Source organism: Pseudomonas sp. 10B238 (assembly GCF_000970615.1).
Classification (GTDB): domain Bacteria; phylum Pseudomonadota; class Gammaproteobacteria; order Pseudomonadales; family Pseudomonadaceae; genus Stutzerimonas.
The window spans coordinates 1-15,502 of the sequence record NZ_KQ033931.1 but is presented as its reverse complement, the minus strand read 5'-3'; the positions used below and the strand labels follow the sequence as shown (position 1 = coordinate 15,502).

17 protein-coding genes are annotated in these 15,502 nt (G+C 61.5%); 13 read left to right on the top strand and 4 right to left on the bottom strand.

Features of this window, described 5'->3' with window-relative positions:
- The first annotated feature begins 24 nt into the window (after positions 1-24).
- A complete protein-coding gene (locus RT21_RS08585; RefSeq protein ID WP_046162415.1) occupies positions 25-954 on the top strand; it encodes a 2-hydroxyacid dehydrogenase in 930 nt (309 codons plus the stop codon).
- A gap of 151 nt (positions 955-1,105) precedes the next feature.
- Here the strand turns inward: RT21_RS08585 and RT21_RS08580 are convergent, their stop codons facing one another.
- Complete coding sequence (locus RT21_RS08580; protein WP_046162414.1) at positions 1,106-2,674, bottom strand: class I adenylate-forming enzyme family protein; 1,569 nt, start codon at positions 2,672-2,674, stop codon at positions 1,106-1,108.
- 285 nt (positions 2,675-2,959) lie between these two features.
- Between RT21_RS08580 and RT21_RS08575 the strand changes: the two genes are divergently transcribed.
- Entirely contained in the window at positions 2,960-3,298 is a 339-nt protein-coding gene (locus RT21_RS08575) for a PA3694 family proteiin (protein WP_046162413.1), read from the top strand.
- Between the two features lie 65 nt (positions 3,299-3,363).
- Here the strand turns inward: RT21_RS08575 and RT21_RS08570 are convergent, their stop codons facing one another.
- From RT21_RS08570 to RT21_RS08560, 3 genes are all read right to left on the bottom strand, one after another.
- On the bottom strand, positions 3,364-4,167 hold the full coding sequence (locus tag RT21_RS08570) for a lipotoxin F family OmpA-related lipoprotein LptF (RefSeq protein ID WP_045425390.1): 804 nt from the start codon (positions 4,165-4,167) through the stop codon (positions 3,364-3,366).
- 43 nt (positions 4,168-4,210) lie between these two features.
- Positions 4,211-4,609, bottom strand: a complete 399-nt coding sequence (locus RT21_RS08565) for a DUF4398 domain-containing protein (protein ID WP_046162412.1) — start codon at positions 4,607-4,609, stop codon at positions 4,211-4,213.
- Between the two features lie 253 nt (positions 4,610-4,862).
- On the bottom strand, positions 4,863-5,204 hold the full coding sequence (locus RT21_RS08560) for a hypothetical protein (RefSeq protein ID WP_045425394.1): 342 nt from the start codon (positions 5,202-5,204) through the stop codon (positions 4,863-4,865).
- Between the two features lie 203 nt (positions 5,205-5,407).
- Here RT21_RS08560 and ppc point away from each other — a divergent pair, with 203 nt between their 5' ends.
- The 11 genes from ppc (at position 5,408) to RT21_RS08505 (ending at position 15,331) form a co-directional block, all read left to right on the top strand.
- Complete coding sequence (gene ppc, locus RT21_RS08555) at positions 5,408-8,044, top strand: phosphoenolpyruvate carboxylase (protein WP_046162411.1); 2,637 nt, start codon at positions 5,408-5,410, stop codon at positions 8,042-8,044.
- A 255-nt stretch (positions 8,045-8,299) separates the two neighbouring features.
- Positions 8,300-8,947, top strand: coding sequence for an adenylate kinase (adk, locus tag RT21_RS08550; RefSeq protein ID WP_045425398.1), 648 nt, complete (start codon positions 8,300-8,302; stop codon positions 8,945-8,947).
- 143 nt (positions 8,948-9,090) lie between these two features.
- Positions 9,091-9,768, top strand: coding sequence for a tRNA (adenosine(37)-N6)-threonylcarbamoyltransferase complex dimerization subunit type 1 TsaB (tsaB, locus tag RT21_RS08545; RefSeq protein ID WP_046162410.1), 678 nt, complete (start codon positions 9,091-9,093; stop codon positions 9,766-9,768).
- 58 nt (positions 9,769-9,826) lie between these two features.
- The gene (locus RT21_RS08540) at positions 9,827-10,189 is read left to right on the top strand and encodes a hypothetical protein (protein ID WP_234463693.1); all 363 of its coding nucleotides are present in this window, start codon (positions 9,827-9,829) and stop codon (positions 10,187-10,189) included.
- A 161-nt stretch (positions 10,190-10,350) separates the two neighbouring features.
- Entirely contained in the window at positions 10,351-11,226 is an 876-nt protein-coding gene (locus RT21_RS08535; protein WP_046162409.1) for a DUF72 domain-containing protein, read from the top strand.
- Positions 11,227-11,286: 60 nt separating this feature from the next.
- Positions 11,287-11,979, top strand: a complete 693-nt coding sequence (locus RT21_RS08530) for an extensin-like domain-containing protein (RefSeq protein ID WP_046162408.1) — start codon at positions 11,287-11,289, stop codon at positions 11,977-11,979.
- A gap of 57 nt (positions 11,980-12,036) precedes the next feature.
- Positions 12,037-12,816: a class I SAM-dependent methyltransferase gene (locus RT21_RS08525; RefSeq protein ID WP_046162407.1), complete on the top strand. Its 780-nt coding sequence runs from the start codon at positions 12,037-12,039 to the stop codon at positions 12,814-12,816.
- Between the two features lie 154 nt (positions 12,817-12,970).
- Positions 12,971-13,396 (top strand): HPF/RaiA family ribosome-associated protein, encoded by a 426-nt coding sequence (locus RT21_RS08520; RefSeq protein WP_045425410.1) that lies wholly within the window; start codon positions 12,971-12,973, stop codon positions 13,394-13,396.
- Positions 13,397-13,663: 267 nt separating this feature from the next.
- Positions 13,664-13,924, top strand: coding sequence for a hypothetical protein (locus tag RT21_RS08515; protein ID WP_045425413.1), 261 nt, complete (start codon positions 13,664-13,666; stop codon positions 13,922-13,924).
- A 190-nt stretch (positions 13,925-14,114) separates the two neighbouring features.
- The gene (locus RT21_RS08510; RefSeq protein ID WP_046162406.1) at positions 14,115-14,366 is read left to right on the top strand and encodes a DUF2789 domain-containing protein; all 252 of its coding nucleotides are present in this window, start codon (positions 14,115-14,117) and stop codon (positions 14,364-14,366) included.
- 152 nt (positions 14,367-14,518) lie between these two features.
- Entirely contained in the window at positions 14,519-15,331 is an 813-nt protein-coding gene (locus tag RT21_RS08505) for an inositol monophosphatase family protein (protein WP_046162405.1), read from the top strand.
- Positions 15,332-15,502: the final 171 nt, after the last annotated feature.

Genomic DNA, 15,502 nt, shown 5'->3' with positions numbered 1-15,502 from the left:
TCCAAGGAATAAAGCTGAGTGACCATGAAAATCCTCTTCGTCGCTGCCGACCCCAAGCCCGAGCGTTGGACCAGCCTGATCCAGCAACACCTGCCAGACGCCGAAATCCAGGTCTGGCAGCCGGACAATCCGAGTTGCGCCGCTGACTACGCCATCGTCTGGCATCCGCCCGCGACGCTGTTCGACAAGGAGCCGCAACTGAAGGCAGTGTTCAACCTTGGCGCAGGCGTGGATGCGTTGGTGCGGATACCTAACCTGCCGCGCGATATCCCGATAGTGCGCCTGGAAGATGCCGGTATGGCGGTGCAGATGGCGGAGTACGTTGCCTATCACGTGATAGGCATCAGTCGCGACATGGACGCCTATCGTGAGCAGCAGGCGGCCGGACAGTGGAAGTTACGGCGGCCCATCGAGCGCAGCGAGTGGCCGATCGGTGTGCTCGGGCTCGGGCATATCGGCCAGCGGGTCGCCAAGACGCTGGCGACGCTGGATTACCCGGTTAGGGGATGGTCGCGTTCCGCACATGGCATAGACGGAGTGCGCAGTTTTGCTGGCGAGGTGGAACTCGATGACTTCCTCGCTGAAACGCGTGTGTTGGTCAACACGCTGCCGCTGACCGACAGTACGCGCGATCTGATTGACCACTCGCTGCTGTCGCGGCTAAGGCCTGACGCAGTGGTGATCAATGTTGGGCGCGGCGAGCATCTGGTCGACGAGGATCTTTGCCGTGCCATCGAAGAGGGCAAGGTGACCCGTGCAGTGCTCGACGTGTTCCGGGAAGAACCGCTGCCGTCGTCGCATCCGTTCTGGCAGATGCCACAGGTCACTATCACTCCGCATGTCTCGGCGCGAACCCTGCGCGAAGCGACCATCGCCCAGATCGCGGACAAGATCGTTGCGCTGGAAGACGGGCGATCTATCAGCGGCGTGATCGACATCCAGCGCGGATACTGATCAGCTTCGGCTGAAATTTAAGGGCGGGGCTCGCCGGGACGCGGCCCCCACCCGATACGATCCGCGAGTAATTGCACTCCGAAGCCCATCGCGTGCAAGCCGCAGCGATGGGCTGTACGGCAATTAGCGGCGATGGGTCAGCCGGCGGCGATCAATCAGCTGCTCCATGCTCGGCCAGGTATCGATCGCGAAGTTCCCGCTTGAGTATTTTGCCGATGGCGCTCCGCGGTAGCTCGTCGATCAGCTCCAGCCGGGCCAGTCGCTGCGTCTTGCCCACGCGGCTGTTGAACCAATCGAGCAGCGCCTCGAGCGCCTCCGACTGACGCTCCGAAAGCACCACGAAGGCCACCGGCGTTTCGCCCCAACGCGTTGATGGCACGCCGACCACGGCGACGTCCGCTATGGCCGGATGATCACGCAGTATCGCCTCGAGATCGCTTGGATAGAGATTGAAGCCGCCGGAAATGATCATGTCTTTCTTGCGGTCGACCAGCGTCAGGAAGCCTTCAGTATCGAAGCGGCCGATGTCGCCGGTACGAATGAACCGCTTACCGTCGGGGGCGAACCATTCGGCCTCAGCCGTTTTGTCCGGCTTGTTCAGGTAGCCGGTCATCATCGCCGGCGAATGCCCGACGATCTCGCCAATGGCACCTTCGGGTAATTCGTTACCCGCATCATCTATCACGCGGATGTCATGCCCCTCGGCTGGCTTGCCGACGGTGTGCAGTTTGTCCGGATGCTCATGGGCGGCGAGGATGCAGGTGCCGCCGCCTTCGGTCATCCCGTAGGTGTCGATCAACCCGCCCGGCCAGCGAGCCAGAACATCCGCTTTCAACGCCGCGCCGAACGGCGCGCTGGTACACATCTTGTAGCGGAAGTGGCTGAGGTCGTATTGCGAGAAGTCCTCGCGTGCCATGAGCCGCTGGTATTGCACCGGCACCAACATCGTATGGGTCACGGCGTGCTGCTGGGCCAGGCGCAGGTATTCGCCAGCCTCGAACTTGCTCATCAGTACAGCGCAGCTGCCCAGGGCCAGCGTTGGGAGAAAGGCCACCAGCGTGGTGTTGGAGTACAGCGGCGTGGAGATAAGCGTGGTGGCGTCATCACCGTATCCGTAGGCGGCACTGCGGCGTACATGGGCCCAACGCATGGCATGCGATTGCACGATGCCCTTGGGCTCGCCGGTGGTACCGGAGGAATAAATGATGTTGAACGCCCATTCCGGTTGGGTCGCGACGGGCTCTGGCGCTGCATCACTCAGCCAGGCGGACAGGCCGTCCTCTGTCGTCTGCTCCAGGCGCAGGGCTGGGCAAGTAAGGCGAGTTGCCACCGGCTCCAGATGCTGGGCCGCATGGGTGTCGACGAACAACAGGCGGGGCGCGGCGTCAGCGAGCATGGTCAGCAGGCTTTCGGCGCTGGCAGAGGGCGCCAAAGGGGCTACTGCCACGCCGGCGCGCAACGCACCGAGAAACACGACGGCGTATTCGATGGAGTTGTATGCACAGATCGCCAGCACATCGCCGGCGTGCATCCCATCGCGCTGCAGGGCCGCAGCAACGCTGCTCATCAGCGCGTCGAGTTCGGCGTAACTCACGCGGCGCTCATCCTGTATCAACGCGGCTCGGTCGGGCCGATGTCGGGCCCAATAGGCGATAAGGTCTGGGACCGCAGCGAATGGATGGTTCAGATCGAGAGCGTCGGGGCTGGCGGAAAGATCCATTGCGGACTCGTTCTATCGAAGGCAAGAGGACGCTTGCATGCAACGGCAAGCATGGCAGCACAGCAGATCGAACAACCTTCGGCAATTAGCACCTGCGCGGGAAGCGCTATTCGCCTCGGCAATGACGGGTGATTACTGATATTCACGATTGCTGGCATTTGCATGGCAAACCACCTATGCCGACGCGCGCTTAGCTTGGTCGATTGGTGTTGGGCGGTCAGCGGATTTCGCGCTGAGGCCGTTATTTTTGCGACAATGCCGGTTCTTTGATCAGGCGAACCCGTCATGTCCGAACGCAACCCCATTCCGCTGATTCTCACCGCTATCGGCAGCGTCATCGGCACCGTTGCGGTGCTGTCCTACTACGGTTATGTGCACATCGCCAAGCCGGAAGACGCGCTGTTGCTGGCCGACTACACCATGCTCAAAACCGTTCCCGGTGAAGACTATCGGGTCTCGCTCAAACCCGCGCCACAGGTCGCAGAGTGCATAGACGGCGTGCTGGTGCTCTTCGATACCGAGCAGAAGGGCCTGACCGGCGTGCTGGTTGACAATCGCAGGCGTGCGATCCGCTGTATGGGCCAGCAGGTGCCGACCGAGAGGGCACCGGCAAACAAGCCATAGCGTCGCTGTTCAAGGCNCCCGCCATAACGGCGGGCTTCGGTGTCACGGTGCGGTTCGAGACGCCGTCACTCCATCGAAGAGCGCGGTGCTACACGCTTGTCATCGTTGGAGATTGTCACCTCAACGCGGCGGTTCCTCGCCCGGCTGGCAGGCGAGTCGTTGCTCGCAACCGGATACGCTTCACCGTAACCGACGGTCTGGATTCGATCGATTTCTACACCGGAATGGACGAGCGCGCGGCGCACCGCTTCAGCTCGACGCTCGGATAGCTGCTGGTTGTACGAATCGGAGCCTGTGCTATCGGTATAGCCTTCGACCATGACCTTGCGCTCCGGATTCTCGTTGAGAAACTCGGCGAGCTTCTGAACGTCGCGCATACCGGCAGCCTTGAGCTCAGCCTTGTTCAGGTCGAACAGCACGTCGCCGAAGGTCACCAGGGTGCCGCGTTCAGTTTGCTTGGCCTGCAAATCCTGCTGTAGCTGGCGGATCTCGTTCTGCTGACGCTTGAGCATCGCTTCACGGGATTCCAGCCGCGCTTGTGCGCGCTGTGTGGAAGCCTGCTCGATCTCTTGCTCGGCCTTGCGCAGTTCGATGGTCTGTTCGGCCAGGTCAATCCGACGGTTGGCCAGGTAGGCCAGCTGGTTGACGCGCTCTTCATCCGCGTCGTTCAGATAGGCCTTGTTGGCTTCGTCGAGTTGCTTGGAGGCGTCCTGGGTTTCGAGAGCGGCGTATTTCTGTGACAGCGGATTGCTCTGCAGTGACGAGAACTCGCTGCGTGCCGTTTCCAGATTCTGGTTTGGCTGCGACGAGCAAGCAGCAAGGCCGATGCTCATGGCGATCGCTGTGGGGATGGCTACTAGCTTATGCATGTCGATTCATCCTCTGCTAAATGAGAGTGCGGAAGGGAAGGGGTTATTGCTGAAGGCCGCGCATGCTTTCTTCGCGCAGCTCCTGAATCCCCTTCTGAGCGTCCTCAACGGCCTTCTGGGCCTTGGCGGCTTGTGCCTTGCGCTCTGCAACCCGGGCGTCCCACTCGGCCTGCTGGGCGAGTCGACGGGCTTCCTCATAGTTTTCTTTCTGCATCGCGAGTTCGGCCTGCTTCCACTTTTCCTGAGCGGCGCGCATGTCCACCGGGGCGTATTCGGTGGCCCCAGCGCTCACCGCGCCACGCACGGCCGATTCGGTCACGGCGAACTGCTCGTTTGGTGGATTGCCGGCACAACCAACCAGCAACAGGCCCCCAAGTGCAACGGCTGCCAGCTTGGGCAGCTGAAATCGCGATAGAGGGCTTTCGATGGTGTTCATTTTCATGGCCAGTCTCCAGTGGGATATCGGATGGGATATCGAGAACAGTGCCCGTTAGGCTGTGCTTTGAACTCGTGAGGAGCGGTCAGCAATTAAAACGGGCATGTTTTTGTGAGGCCGGCTGAGCGTAATCGTTCCAGTAAAAACAAGCCCAACGATTAGAAAAAGGCCTGACTAGAGCCATTTAGCAGGCGCGAGGGGACGATGGCACGCCACCTCGGTACGCCCATTTGACGTTGGCGGCAACGTTCAAAATCGATCAAGCTTGCTCAGCGCGCTCGGCAAGCAGGCGCTCAAGATGCTTGCGTGACAAGGCCAGGAAGCGCGGCGTTGGCCCGATGTCTTCATAGATCGGGTCGCCTTGCTCGTCCGTCGAGATCACCTTGGAGCCCTGCTCGTAGGGGAGGCTGGTCTCAATCCCTTCGAGAGCCGCACCCACCAGTTCGCCTAACAGCTCTTCAGTGCTGCGCTTCGGATACATCTCGGCAAGCGCTGCCAGCCTTGCCGCGCTTTCGACATCCAGTGGAATGGTGTACTGCGCGGCGCTCATGCGGCCGGTGGCGCTGCTTTCCCATTCCCGGACCAGTTCTGAAATTTTCATCTAGCTCAATCCTTAGCTCGCTTGGCGAGCAATATTGGCGGGTATTACGAGCCAGCATCGACAGGCTTGTTCTGCTATGCCTTGTCTTCGTCGTAGACGCTGTGCACTCTGTTTGGACGGTTCATACAGCGTAGCCGTTCAGCATGGGCAGCATTGTTTACGTGCGTCCGATGCGGCGGCCTGTAAAAAAAAGAGAGGCGAACATGGCGAAGATCGACGCGCGTTTGCGCGAAAACGTTCATCTGCTCGGTGAGCTACTGGGCAATGCAATTCGCGAGCAACACGGCGATGCCTTCTTCGACAAGATCGAGCGCATTCGCAAGGGCGCCAAAGGCGCGCGCCGTGGCTCGGCTGATGGGGCCCAGCTGTTGCAGGACACGCTCGACGGGCTGGGCGATGACGAGCTGCTGCCGATGACCCGCGCCTTCAGCCAGTTTCTCAACCTGGCCAATATCGCTGAGCAATATCACCAGGTGCGCAGGCGTGGAACTGACGAAGCGGCCCCGCCCGAAGCTGGTGCATTAAGTGACCTGCTCGAGCGCCTGAAGGGTGACGGCTTCGGTCAGGAGTTTCTGGCACGCCAGGTCGGCCGCCTGGACATCGAGCTGGTGTTGACCGCGCACCCGACTGAAGTCTCACGACGGACCCTGATCCAGAAATACGACGCCATCGCCGCGCAATTGGCGGCGCGGGACCACACCGATCTTGGCCAAGGAGAACTGGCCAAGATCGAGCTGCGTCTGCAGCGGCTCGTGGCCGAGGCCTGGCACACCGAAGAGATTCGTCGCAGCCGACCGACACCGGTAGAAGAGGCGAAGTGGGGCTTCGCCGTTATCGAAAATTCATTGTGGCAAGCGCTGCCGAACGTGCTGCGCCAGACCGATCAAGCACTCAAACGCAGCACCGGTCTGCACCTGCCGCTGGACGTCGCGCCGATCCGTTTCGCGTCCTGGATGGGCGGCGATCGTGACGGCAACCCCAATGTGACGGCGAAGGTGACCCGTGAGGTCTTGCTGTTGGCACGCTGGGTCGCGGCAGACCTGTTCCTGCGCGATATCGACGGTCTGATCACGGCGTTGTCGATGCAGACTGCCAGCGATGAACTGCTCAGCCGCAGCGGGCAGTCGGCCGAGCCCTACCGGGCCTTGCTCAAGACCCTGCGCGAGCGCCTGCAAGCCACGCGTGACTGGGCGAACGGTGCAATCGAGCATGACCAGCCGGCACCAGCGCTAGTGTTGTTCGATAATCAGGACCTGTGCGAGCCGTTGGAGCTCTGTTACCACTCGCTGCATGCCTGCGGCATGGGCATGATCGCCGATGGCGACTTACTCGATACGTTGCGCCGGGCTGCTGCCTTCGGTTTGTTTCTGGTGCGCCTGGATGTCCGCCAGGACTCGTCCCGGCATGTTGCCGCGTTGGCCGAAATTACCGACTACTTGGGTATCGGCCATTACGATCAGTGGGACGAACAGCAGCGCCTGGATTTCCTGCAATCGGAGTTGAACAACCGTCGGCCGTTGCTACCTCCGAACTTCCAGCCCTCGGCCGAAACGGCCGAAGTGCTGGATACCTGCCGTGTGGTGGCACAGGCCCCAGCTGCATCGCTCGGCTCCTATGTCATCTCCATGGCAAGGGGCGCCTCGGATGTGCTCGCCGTACAGCTGCTGCTCAAGGAAGCTGGGCTGCGACGGCCGATGCGGGTCGTGCCGCTGTTCGAGACGCTGGCCGATCTCGACAATGCCGGGCCGACCATCGACAAACTGCTCGGGTTGCCCGGGTATCGTCAGCGGCTCCACGGCCCGCAAGAGGTAATGATCGGCTACTCGGATTCGGCCAAGGATGCCGGCACCACTGCGGCTGCCTGGGCGCAATACCGTGCGCAGGAAAGCCTGGTCGAGATCTGCCGCGCTCATCAGGTTGAATTGCTGCTGTTCCATGGCCGTGGCGGTACGGTTGGGCGTGGCGGCGGACCGGCGCATGCGGCGATTCTTTCGCAGCCACCCGGATCGGTAGCGGGGCGATTCCGCACCACCGAGCAGGGCGAGATGATCCGCTTCAAGTTCGGCCTGCCGGATATCGCCGAGCAGAACCTCAGCCTGTATCTGGCTGCCGTGCTTGAAGCGACCCTTCTACCGCCGCCTATGCCCGAGCCGGACTGGCGCGAAACCATGGAGCAGCTTGCAGCGGACGGCGTGGCGACCTACCGCAGCGTGGTGCGCGATCACCCGCAGTTTGTCGAGTATTTCCGCCAGGCGACGCCCGAACAGGAGCTTGGGCGTCTGCCGCTGGGTAGTCGCCCATCGAAGCGCCGGGAGGGGGGTGTTGAAAGCCTGCGAGCGATTCCCTGGATCTTCGCCTGGACCCAGACGCGACTAATGCTGCCCGCCTGGCTGGGCTGGGAGCAGGCGCTGCGCGGGGCGCTGGAGCGAGGCGAAAGTGAACGCCTCAAGACAATGCGCCAGCACTGGCCGTTTTTTAGCACCCGCATCGACATGCTCGAAATGGTCCTGGCCAAGGCTGACGCGGAAATAGCCGAACGCTACGACGCGCGACTGGTCAGCGCAGAGCTACAACCGTTGGGGCGCGATTTACGTGACAGATTGTCGCAGGCTGTAGCGGCGGTGCTTGAGTTGACCGAGCAGTCAGAGCTGCTGGCGCACAGCCCTACAACGTTGGAGGCATTCAGTCTGCGCAACACCTATCTCGATCCGCTGCATCTGATGCAGACCGAACTGCTGGCGCGTTCACGGCAACAGCAAAGTCCGGCGGAAAGCCCTCTGGAGCAGGCCTTGCTGGTCAGCGTCGCGGGTATTGCCGCAGGGCTGCGCAACACTGGTTGATCCTTCGCAGTCTCGCTCAGGTGGCGTCTGGCAACCGCCACCATGGGCAGTGAGCGGCATTTTATCGGCCCCTCACGCTGCGCGGGATCGGCATGCCAAGGCGCAATGGGCGCCGCTTGTCTGCATTCTGTGCGCTGTGTATCGTGTTCAACCTTTTGTCGCATGGCGGCAAACCAGAATTTTTGATTCGCCAGAGGTGAGGGTGCGTTGCATCGATCCTGGCGGCATCCCTTTGCAAACTTGAGGACTCACTCCATGCGCGTCATTCTGCTGGGAGCGCCGGGTGCCGGGAAAGGCACACAGGCACGCTTCATCACCGAGAAGTTCGCCGTCCCGCAAATCTCCACCGGCGACATGTTGCGTGCAGCGGTCAAGGCCGGCACGCCCCTGGGCCTGCAGGTCAAGGACGTGATGGATAGCGGTGGTCTGGTTTCCGACGAGATCATCATCGCGCTGATCCAGGAGCGTCTGCAGCAGCCCGATTGCGCCAACGGTTTCCTCTTCGATGGCTTTCCGCGCACCATTCCACAGGCCGAAGCGCTGCGTGATGCCGGCGTCAAGTTGGACCACGTACTGGAAATCGCAGTAGACGATGAAGAGATCGTGGGTCGCCTGTCCGGTCGCCGTGTGCATCCGGCTTCAGGTCGCGTCTATCACACCGAGCACAACCCGCCAAAGGTGCCTGGCGTCGATGACCTGACAGGCGAAGAGCTGATTCAGCGCAAGGACGATCTGGAAGAAACCATCCGCCACCGCCTGAGCCTTTATCATTCCCAGACCAAGCCGCTGGTTGCGTTCTATCAGAACCTCGAAGCGGCCCAAGGCACGCCGAAGTGCAGCCGCGTCGAAGGTGTCGGCTCCGTGGAAGAGATCACCTCGAAGGTGATGGCAGCGCTCAGCTGATATCGCCTGATTCCCAAAACGGCCCGCTTGCGGGCCGTTTTCGTTTCTCCCAGATTTGCAGGACGGCGGGGCCGTCATTGTTCAATCGGCACAAGCGCAACTGCTACAATCGCCGCCCTTTTTCCTGCTGACCGGAACATCTGATGACCACGCTGCTGGCCCTGGATACCGCCACCGAAGCCTGCTCCGTCGCGCTGCTGCATGACGGTCAGGTGCTGAGCCATTACGAGGTGATTCCGCGGCTGCATGCCCAGCGTCTTCTACCCATGATCCAGACGCTCCTGAGCGAGGCGGGCATCGCGCTGTCGGCAGTAGACGCCCTGGCATTCGGCCGTGGTCCCGGCGCTTTTACCGGGGTGCGTATTGCCGTTGGTGTGGTGCAGGGCCTGGCGTTCGCCCTGGAGCGGCCGGTGCTGCCAGTCTCGACCCTGGCAACCATCGCCCAGCGCGCTTACCGCGAACAGGGTACGGAGCAGGTGGCGGTGGCGATCGACGCCCGCATGGACGAGGTCTACTGGGGTTGCTATCGGGCGCAGCAGGGTGAAATGCAGCTGGCCGGCAGCGAAGCGGTGTTGCCACCGGAACAGGTCAGCCTTCCCCGTGGAAGCGAAGGGCAATGGTTCGGTGCGGGTACGGGCTGGGGTTATGGCGCGCGTCTCGCCGTTCAGCCCTCAGCGAGCGACGCGACCCTGCTACCGCATGCTTTGGATCTGCTTACGTTGGCCGGCTTCGCCTGGCAGCGTGGGGAAGCGGTGGAAGCTGATCAGGCCCAGCCGATCTACCTGCGTGACAATGTCGCCACTCCCAAGGCCCCTCGGTGACAAGCGGCATTGCCAATTGCGGAGCGGCTCGCTAGAGTCGGCGAACTTGAACAGGTGAATGATGCGCCTTAACGGTCTCGCCCCCTCTGCCTATCCCATTGAACGTCCTGCCCACCCTGGCAGTGCGCCGGTCCCTTATCGTGAAAGCGAAAGGGCTGCGGAGCAGGCACGCGAGTCCATCGTTACACCGGCTAGCCAAGCCGATGCCACCTACGAACACCTCGCACGACGCAGCAAAAGCGAGTCGACTGACTACGGTTCGGTTATTTCCGGTGATTTTATGCCGGCGCGCTTCGAAGCCATGATGGAGCGACCGCTTACCAGCCGCGCCACCCAGGCGCTGCAGAGCTATGGCACCACTGCCAGCTTCACGGCTGACCTCGACGCTCACGAAGTGCTAGGTCTGGATCTCTATGCCTGAGGCGTAGCAGGCTGTTGAAAAACTACCTGCGTTGCCATTGCTGCGTTAAAAACAGGCTCAAAATGCTCATTTACAACTCGTAAACTCCGCTTTTTCGCCTGTTTTTGCCTTGCACTGGCTGCCTCGCCCACGTTTTTCAACGGCCTGCTAGTGAACCGCGTTTGAATCTTCCTTATTTTCTCGGCTGTCCCTCCTGGAACGATGCCGCCTGGCGTGGCTCGCTCTATCCGCCGGGCTTGCCCGCCAGTGAATACCTTGCGCGCTATTGCTCCGTATTCAACACGGTCGAGGGCAATACCACGCTTTATGCCTGGCCTTCGGTGCAGAAGATCGAGCGGTGGGCAGCGCTGATGCCAGAGGGTTTCCGCTTCTGCGCCAAGCTGCCTCGCGAGATCAGTCAGGCGCCGAACCTGTACGAAGTCGAAGATCTGATCCGGTCGTTCCGCACCTTGTTGGCACCGCTTGGCGCGCGTGTGACGCCATTCTGGCTGCAGCTGCCTGCTTCGTTCGGCCCTGCTCGGCTGGCAGAGCTGGCGCAGTTGATCGAGACGCTAGACAGACCGCTTGCCGTGGAGGTGCGCCATAGTGCCTTTTTTGCCAAGGGTGAGGAGGAGCGGGCGCTGAACCGGTTGCTGCATGAGCGGGGTGTCGAACGAATCTGCATGGACACGCGCGCGCTGTTCAGCTGCCAGTCCAGCGATCCGGCTCTGCTGCATGCCCAGAGCAAGAAGCCACGGCTGCCGGTGCGGCCGGCGGCGTTCAGCGAGTCTCCGCAGCTTCGCTTCGTCGGGCATCCGGCATTGGAGGCCAATGACCGCTTCATGGCGCCTTGGCTAGGCAAGGTCGCGGAATGGATCGAAGCAGGGAAGCGCCCACACGTCTACTTGCATACCCCAGACAATCGCCTGGCGCCCGAGCTGGCCATGCGCTTCCATGAGCAGCTCAGCGAGCGGCTACCCGGCTTGCCACCGCTGACCGCGCCGCCCATGCAAACCGAGTCGCAGCTCTCCCTGCTCGGCGTGGCTGAGGAACGCTAACAGCACAGACCGCAATCGCCAGCGCTGCAACCTTCACGTCCCGACGTTGCCGAAACGGCTATGACATTTGGCCGTTTCTTTCTGCTGCTACTCGTCGCAGTGGCTGGGTTTGCCTACGCGGTGTGGCGCGGGCACGTCGATGTCCCGGCGAAGTGGAATCCTTGGGCACCTTTGGACATCCGCGAGGCGCCGAACCTGCTGACCTCCTACAAACTGCGACGGCTGCAGCAGAATCGTGCATTGTGTGAACAGGCTTTGAAAACGTCCGACCTAGACTACGTGGCCGTGCCCGACAGCACGCCGCAACCTGGCTGCCCGGTCGAGAACGCTGTTCGCGTCAGCGGTTCGGCAGTTCGCTTCAACGGCGCGTTTCTGGCCACCTGTCCTCTGGCCGCGGCGTATGCGATGTTTGAACGACATGGTTTGCAGCCTGCAGCACAGCGGATCTTCGATCAGCCGGTTGCGCGAGTCGATCATTTCGGCAGCTTCGCCTGCCGCAACATTGCGCGAAGCAACAGGCGCAGTCAGCACGCCTCGGCCAATGCGCTGGATCTGGCCGGGTTTCGCCTGGAAGATGGCACGCGCATTACCGTTGCGCGGGACTGGAACGGCGACGACGATAAGGCGCGCTTTCTCCGCGAGGTCAAGGCAGCCGCCTGTGATGCGTTCAAGATCACCCTGAGCCCTGAGTACAACGCTGCCCATCACGATCATTTTCATGTGGATATGGGCGGTTTCGGCATGTGCCGCTGAGGCAGCCCGGCGTCGCCTCTGGCAAAATGCGCCGTTTTTCCGACCCCGAGTTTCCCTATGACCTCTTCTCCGTTGGTTCGCGTCGAAGCCCTCGCTCCTCGATTCGCCGAAGAGGCTGACGTCTGGGCGGTGCGGCTGGGCTTGCCGATACGAGCGGACGACGCGGAGTTCGCGCTCCAGCTTGGGGAAGACGGTCTGCAGCTGCAGTTGCTCGGGCCGAACGCGCCAGGGCCGGTGCGGGTGGATTTCGTCGAAGGCGGTGCTGCGCATCGTCGGCAGTTCGGCGGGGGCAGCGGGCAGATGATCGCCAAGGCGGTTGGCATCCAGTCCGGCATCCGTCCCAGCGTCTTGGACGCGACGGCTGGCCTGGGGCGCGATGCGTTCGTGCTGGCGACATTGGGCTGCGAAATGGTGCTATTCGAGCGGCAGCCGCTGATTGCCGCACTGTTGGAAGACGGTCTGAGGCGTGGTCGCGATGATGCCGAGGTGCGGCCCATCGTCGAACGCATGCGTTTGCAGCAGGGCAACGCCATCGAATTGATGGGGCACTGGCAGGGCGAACCGCCCCAGGTCGTCTATCTCGATCCGATGTTTCCGCACAGGGAAAAAAGCGCACTGGTGAAAAAGGAGATGCGCCTGTTCCGGCCTTTTGTTGGTGATGATCTGGATGCGGGCGTCTTGCTCGAACAGGCGCTGGCGCTGGCCAGCCATCGGGTGGTGGTGAAGCGACCACGCAAGGCTCCGGCCATCGACGGGCGAAATCCGGGCTACAGCCTGGAGGGCAAGTCGAGCCGTTACGATATCTACCCGAAGAAGAAACTGGCATCTGGTAGCTGATTTACGTCTCGTAACGATCCGGCCGCATCAGGCCGGTGATCACAAGCGAAACGCGACTTTCTTGGCCTTGCTTATTCTGCGCAATAGTGGCATTCCTAGATCAGGCCGTTTGTGGCTGAACGGTGGTTACCAGATCGCGTAGAAGGAAGAGCATATGCAGATCCAAGTTCATAGCGATAACCACATCGAAGGCAGCGCCCGTCTCGTAGATTGGGTCAGTGGCAGTGTTGCCGATAAGCTGGATCGATTCGACGATGAAGTCACCCGCGTCGTGGTGCACCTGAACGACGAGAACGGCGTGAAGGCCGGCGCGCAGGACAAGCGCTGCCAGATCGAGGCACGGCCGAAGGGCCAACAACCCGTTTCCGTTACGCACAAAGCAGCCTCGCTTGAGCTGGCGGTCGATGGCGCCATCGACAAGCTTAACAACGCGCTGAGTCACCAGTTCGGTAAGCTGCGCAGCAAGCGCGCCTCGGCGCCGACTCCCCTGGAAGGCGAGACCCTGGAAGTGGAAGGCCGCGACGCCTTGCTGGAAGAAGACTTCCTTGCCGACGAGCAGCTGCGCAGCTCTGATACCTAACGTCCTCTCGCAACAGGCAGGCATCGCCCCGCGAAGCCTGCCCCCTCGCTAAACCTCGCCATCATCTGTTCTCGCATGACCCCGTCGATCCGATGGCCGGGCCTCTGAGCGTTCGTTCCTGTGCTATACCGCATGGAGCTGCATTGGATGCCGGGCCGCCTAGCGCGCTCGGGAATGTGCGGCAATTGGATGACGAAAAGGGGGATCATCAGGCACGTGGGCGAGCTCCAGTGGCTAACCCGTGCCACCAGCAGGCGAGGTGACATCATGACCATGATGCAGTGTGAGTACCGTGATCACGTCATTACCGCGGAGGTAATGGAACATCCCGGCACACCGACCCCTTGGGCCGGCGGTTGCCGTATCAGCAATTCCCAGGGGCAGACAACCCGGCGCATGGCGCTTCCGGTTGGGCACGCCTTCATGGCGGAACTCGAACAGGCACAGCGGGCATCCATCGCCCATGGCAAGTGGCTGGTCGATCAGTGCCTCGATCAGGGACGGCAGCTGTTCGACAGGGCTGCCTGACCCTTTCTAACCTGTCGCAGCCCATTGGCTGCGGCGGGTTTTTTGACTCCCTCGTGATACGCACAAAGCGCTGGCATTGGCTCCTTGCCGGCTTCGGGTTGAACTGTGCGGTACTCCATCGTCTCTATCTAGAACAGGGATCGCCAGCGAGGCGGTCGAATTTTTCTGCATAGCCTGATGGAGCCCGTTCATGGAATTACCTAACAAAGATCTCGGTACACTTTTCGAACAGCTCGGCCTGCCGTCGGACCCGGCCAGCATCGATGCGTTCATCGCCAGCCACCGCCCGATTCCCAACCATATGAAGGTCTCCGAGGCGCCATTCTGGAGCCAAGCTCAGGGCTCCTTTCTCAAGGAGCTGTTGATGGACGACGCCGAATGGGCGCCAGTGGTCGATGAACTCAACGTGCGCCTGCACGAGCAGGGTGAAGAATTGCCCTGAGTCAGAACGGGCGGCTCCGCCTGGCCGGTCAGGTCAGGTGGACAACGCCTTGGCGCGCCAGTGAGCCAAGGCGCTCTGTATGCCCATCGCGATCGATTGACTAGAATCCGCCTTTCCGCGCGACTACCGCGCAGCCGCTTCACAGGACGGACATGACTTCCCAGCAATTGCTCGATATCGACGCGCGCTATGCCAGCGCCAAAGCCCTTGCCCTCGAGGCCGCTCAGCTTGGCATGGACTTCTACCGCAAGCGCGAGGCACTGACCATCGAACACAAAGGCGACGACCTGCAGGATGTGGTCAGCATTGCCGACAAGCAGATCGAAGCCTTTATCCGCGAGCGACTGACCCAACTTTTCCCCGAGGACGGGTTCCTAGGGGAAGAAAGTGGTTCGGCCGATCTGGGCGCCCGCTGCGTCTGGGTCATCGACCCGATCGATGGCACTGCCTGCTTCGTCAATGGCCTGCATAACTGGTGCGTGTCGATCGGCCTGCTGATTGACGGTGAGCCGCACCTCGGTGCGATTGCCGACCCCAACCACAATGAACTGTTTTATGGTTGCCTGGGCAAGGGCGCCTTCGTCAACGACACCCCATTGAAAGTCAGCGCGGCGACCCACGTCGGCCAAGGCGTGACCGCGACTGGCACCTTTCATCCTCGCGGGAAAGAGCACTTCATTCCGTTCATGGAAAAGCTGCTGGCCGAAGGCGGCATGTTCTTCCGCAATGGCTCCGGCGCGCTGATGACCGCCTACGTGGCAGCGGGGCGGCTGCTCGGTTACTACGAGACTGAGCTAAAAAGCTGGGACTGCATGGCCGGGCTGGTGCTGGTGAAAGAGGCGGGCGGTCGGGTCAACGACTTCTTCCGTAACGACGGGCTGCTGCTTGGCAATCCATATCTCGTCGCCTGTCCGGGCGTGTATCCACAGTTGGCGGAGATGATCGGGCCATCGCTCGACGATTGAACGTGCCGTTAGCTGATCTCGCATTGGCAGCTTGGTTATTGGCGAAACTGGGGGCTTGCGGGCTTGCGGGCTTGCAAGCTAACGTTGCTACGAGGTGCCTGAAGGTTGATCGCGAGCAAGCTCGCTCCTACGGGTGTGCTCGGTGTTTTTGTAGGAGCCAGCTTGCTGGCG

Bases quoted from the DNA above. Each gene is read 5' to 3' on its own strand.
- RT21_RS08585 (WP_046162415.1), top strand. From the start codon at position 25: ATGAAAATCCTCTTCGTCGCTGCCGACCCCAAGCCCGAGCGTTGGACC.
- RT21_RS08580 (WP_046162414.1), bottom strand. From the start codon at position 2,674: ATGGATCTTTCCGCCAGCCCCGACGCTCTCGATCTGAACCATCCATTC.
- RT21_RS08575 (WP_046162413.1), top strand. From the start codon at position 2,960: ATGTCCGAACGCAACCCCATTCCGCTGATTCTCACCGCTATCGGCAGC.
- RT21_RS08570 (WP_045425390.1), bottom strand. From the start codon at position 4,167: ATGCATAAGCTAGTAGCCATCCCCACAGCGATCGCCATGAGCATCGGC.
- RT21_RS08565 (WP_046162412.1), bottom strand. From the start codon at position 4,609: ATGAAAATGAACACCATCGAAAGCCCTCTATCGCGATTTCAGCTGCCC.
- RT21_RS08560 (WP_045425394.1), bottom strand. From the start codon at position 5,204: ATGAAAATTTCAGAACTGGTCCGGGAATGGGAAAGCAGCGCCACCGGC.
- ppc (WP_046162411.1), top strand. From the start codon at position 5,408: ATGGCGAAGATCGACGCGCGTTTGCGCGAAAACGTTCATCTGCTCGGT.
- adk (WP_045425398.1), top strand. From the start codon at position 8,300: ATGCGCGTCATTCTGCTGGGAGCGCCGGGTGCCGGGAAAGGCACACAG.
- tsaB (WP_046162410.1), top strand. From the start codon at position 9,091: ATGACCACGCTGCTGGCCCTGGATACCGCCACCGAAGCCTGCTCCGTC.
- RT21_RS08540 (WP_234463693.1), top strand. From the start codon at position 9,827: ATGATGCGCCTTAACGGTCTCGCCCCCTCTGCCTATCCCATTGAACGT.
- RT21_RS08530 (WP_046162408.1), top strand. From the start codon at position 11,287: ATGACATTTGGCCGTTTCTTTCTGCTGCTACTCGTCGCAGTGGCTGGG.
- RT21_RS08525 (WP_046162407.1), top strand. From the start codon at position 12,037: ATGACCTCTTCTCCGTTGGTTCGCGTCGAAGCCCTCGCTCCTCGATTC.
- RT21_RS08520 (WP_045425410.1), top strand. From the start codon at position 12,971: ATGCAGATCCAAGTTCATAGCGATAACCACATCGAAGGCAGCGCCCGT.
- RT21_RS08515 (WP_045425413.1), top strand. From the start codon at position 13,664: ATGACCATGATGCAGTGTGAGTACCGTGATCACGTCATTACCGCGGAG.
- RT21_RS08510 (WP_046162406.1), top strand. From the start codon at position 14,115: ATGGAATTACCTAACAAAGATCTCGGTACACTTTTCGAACAGCTCGGC.
- RT21_RS08505 (WP_046162405.1), top strand. From the start codon at position 14,519: ATGACTTCCCAGCAATTGCTCGATATCGACGCGCGCTATGCCAGCGCC.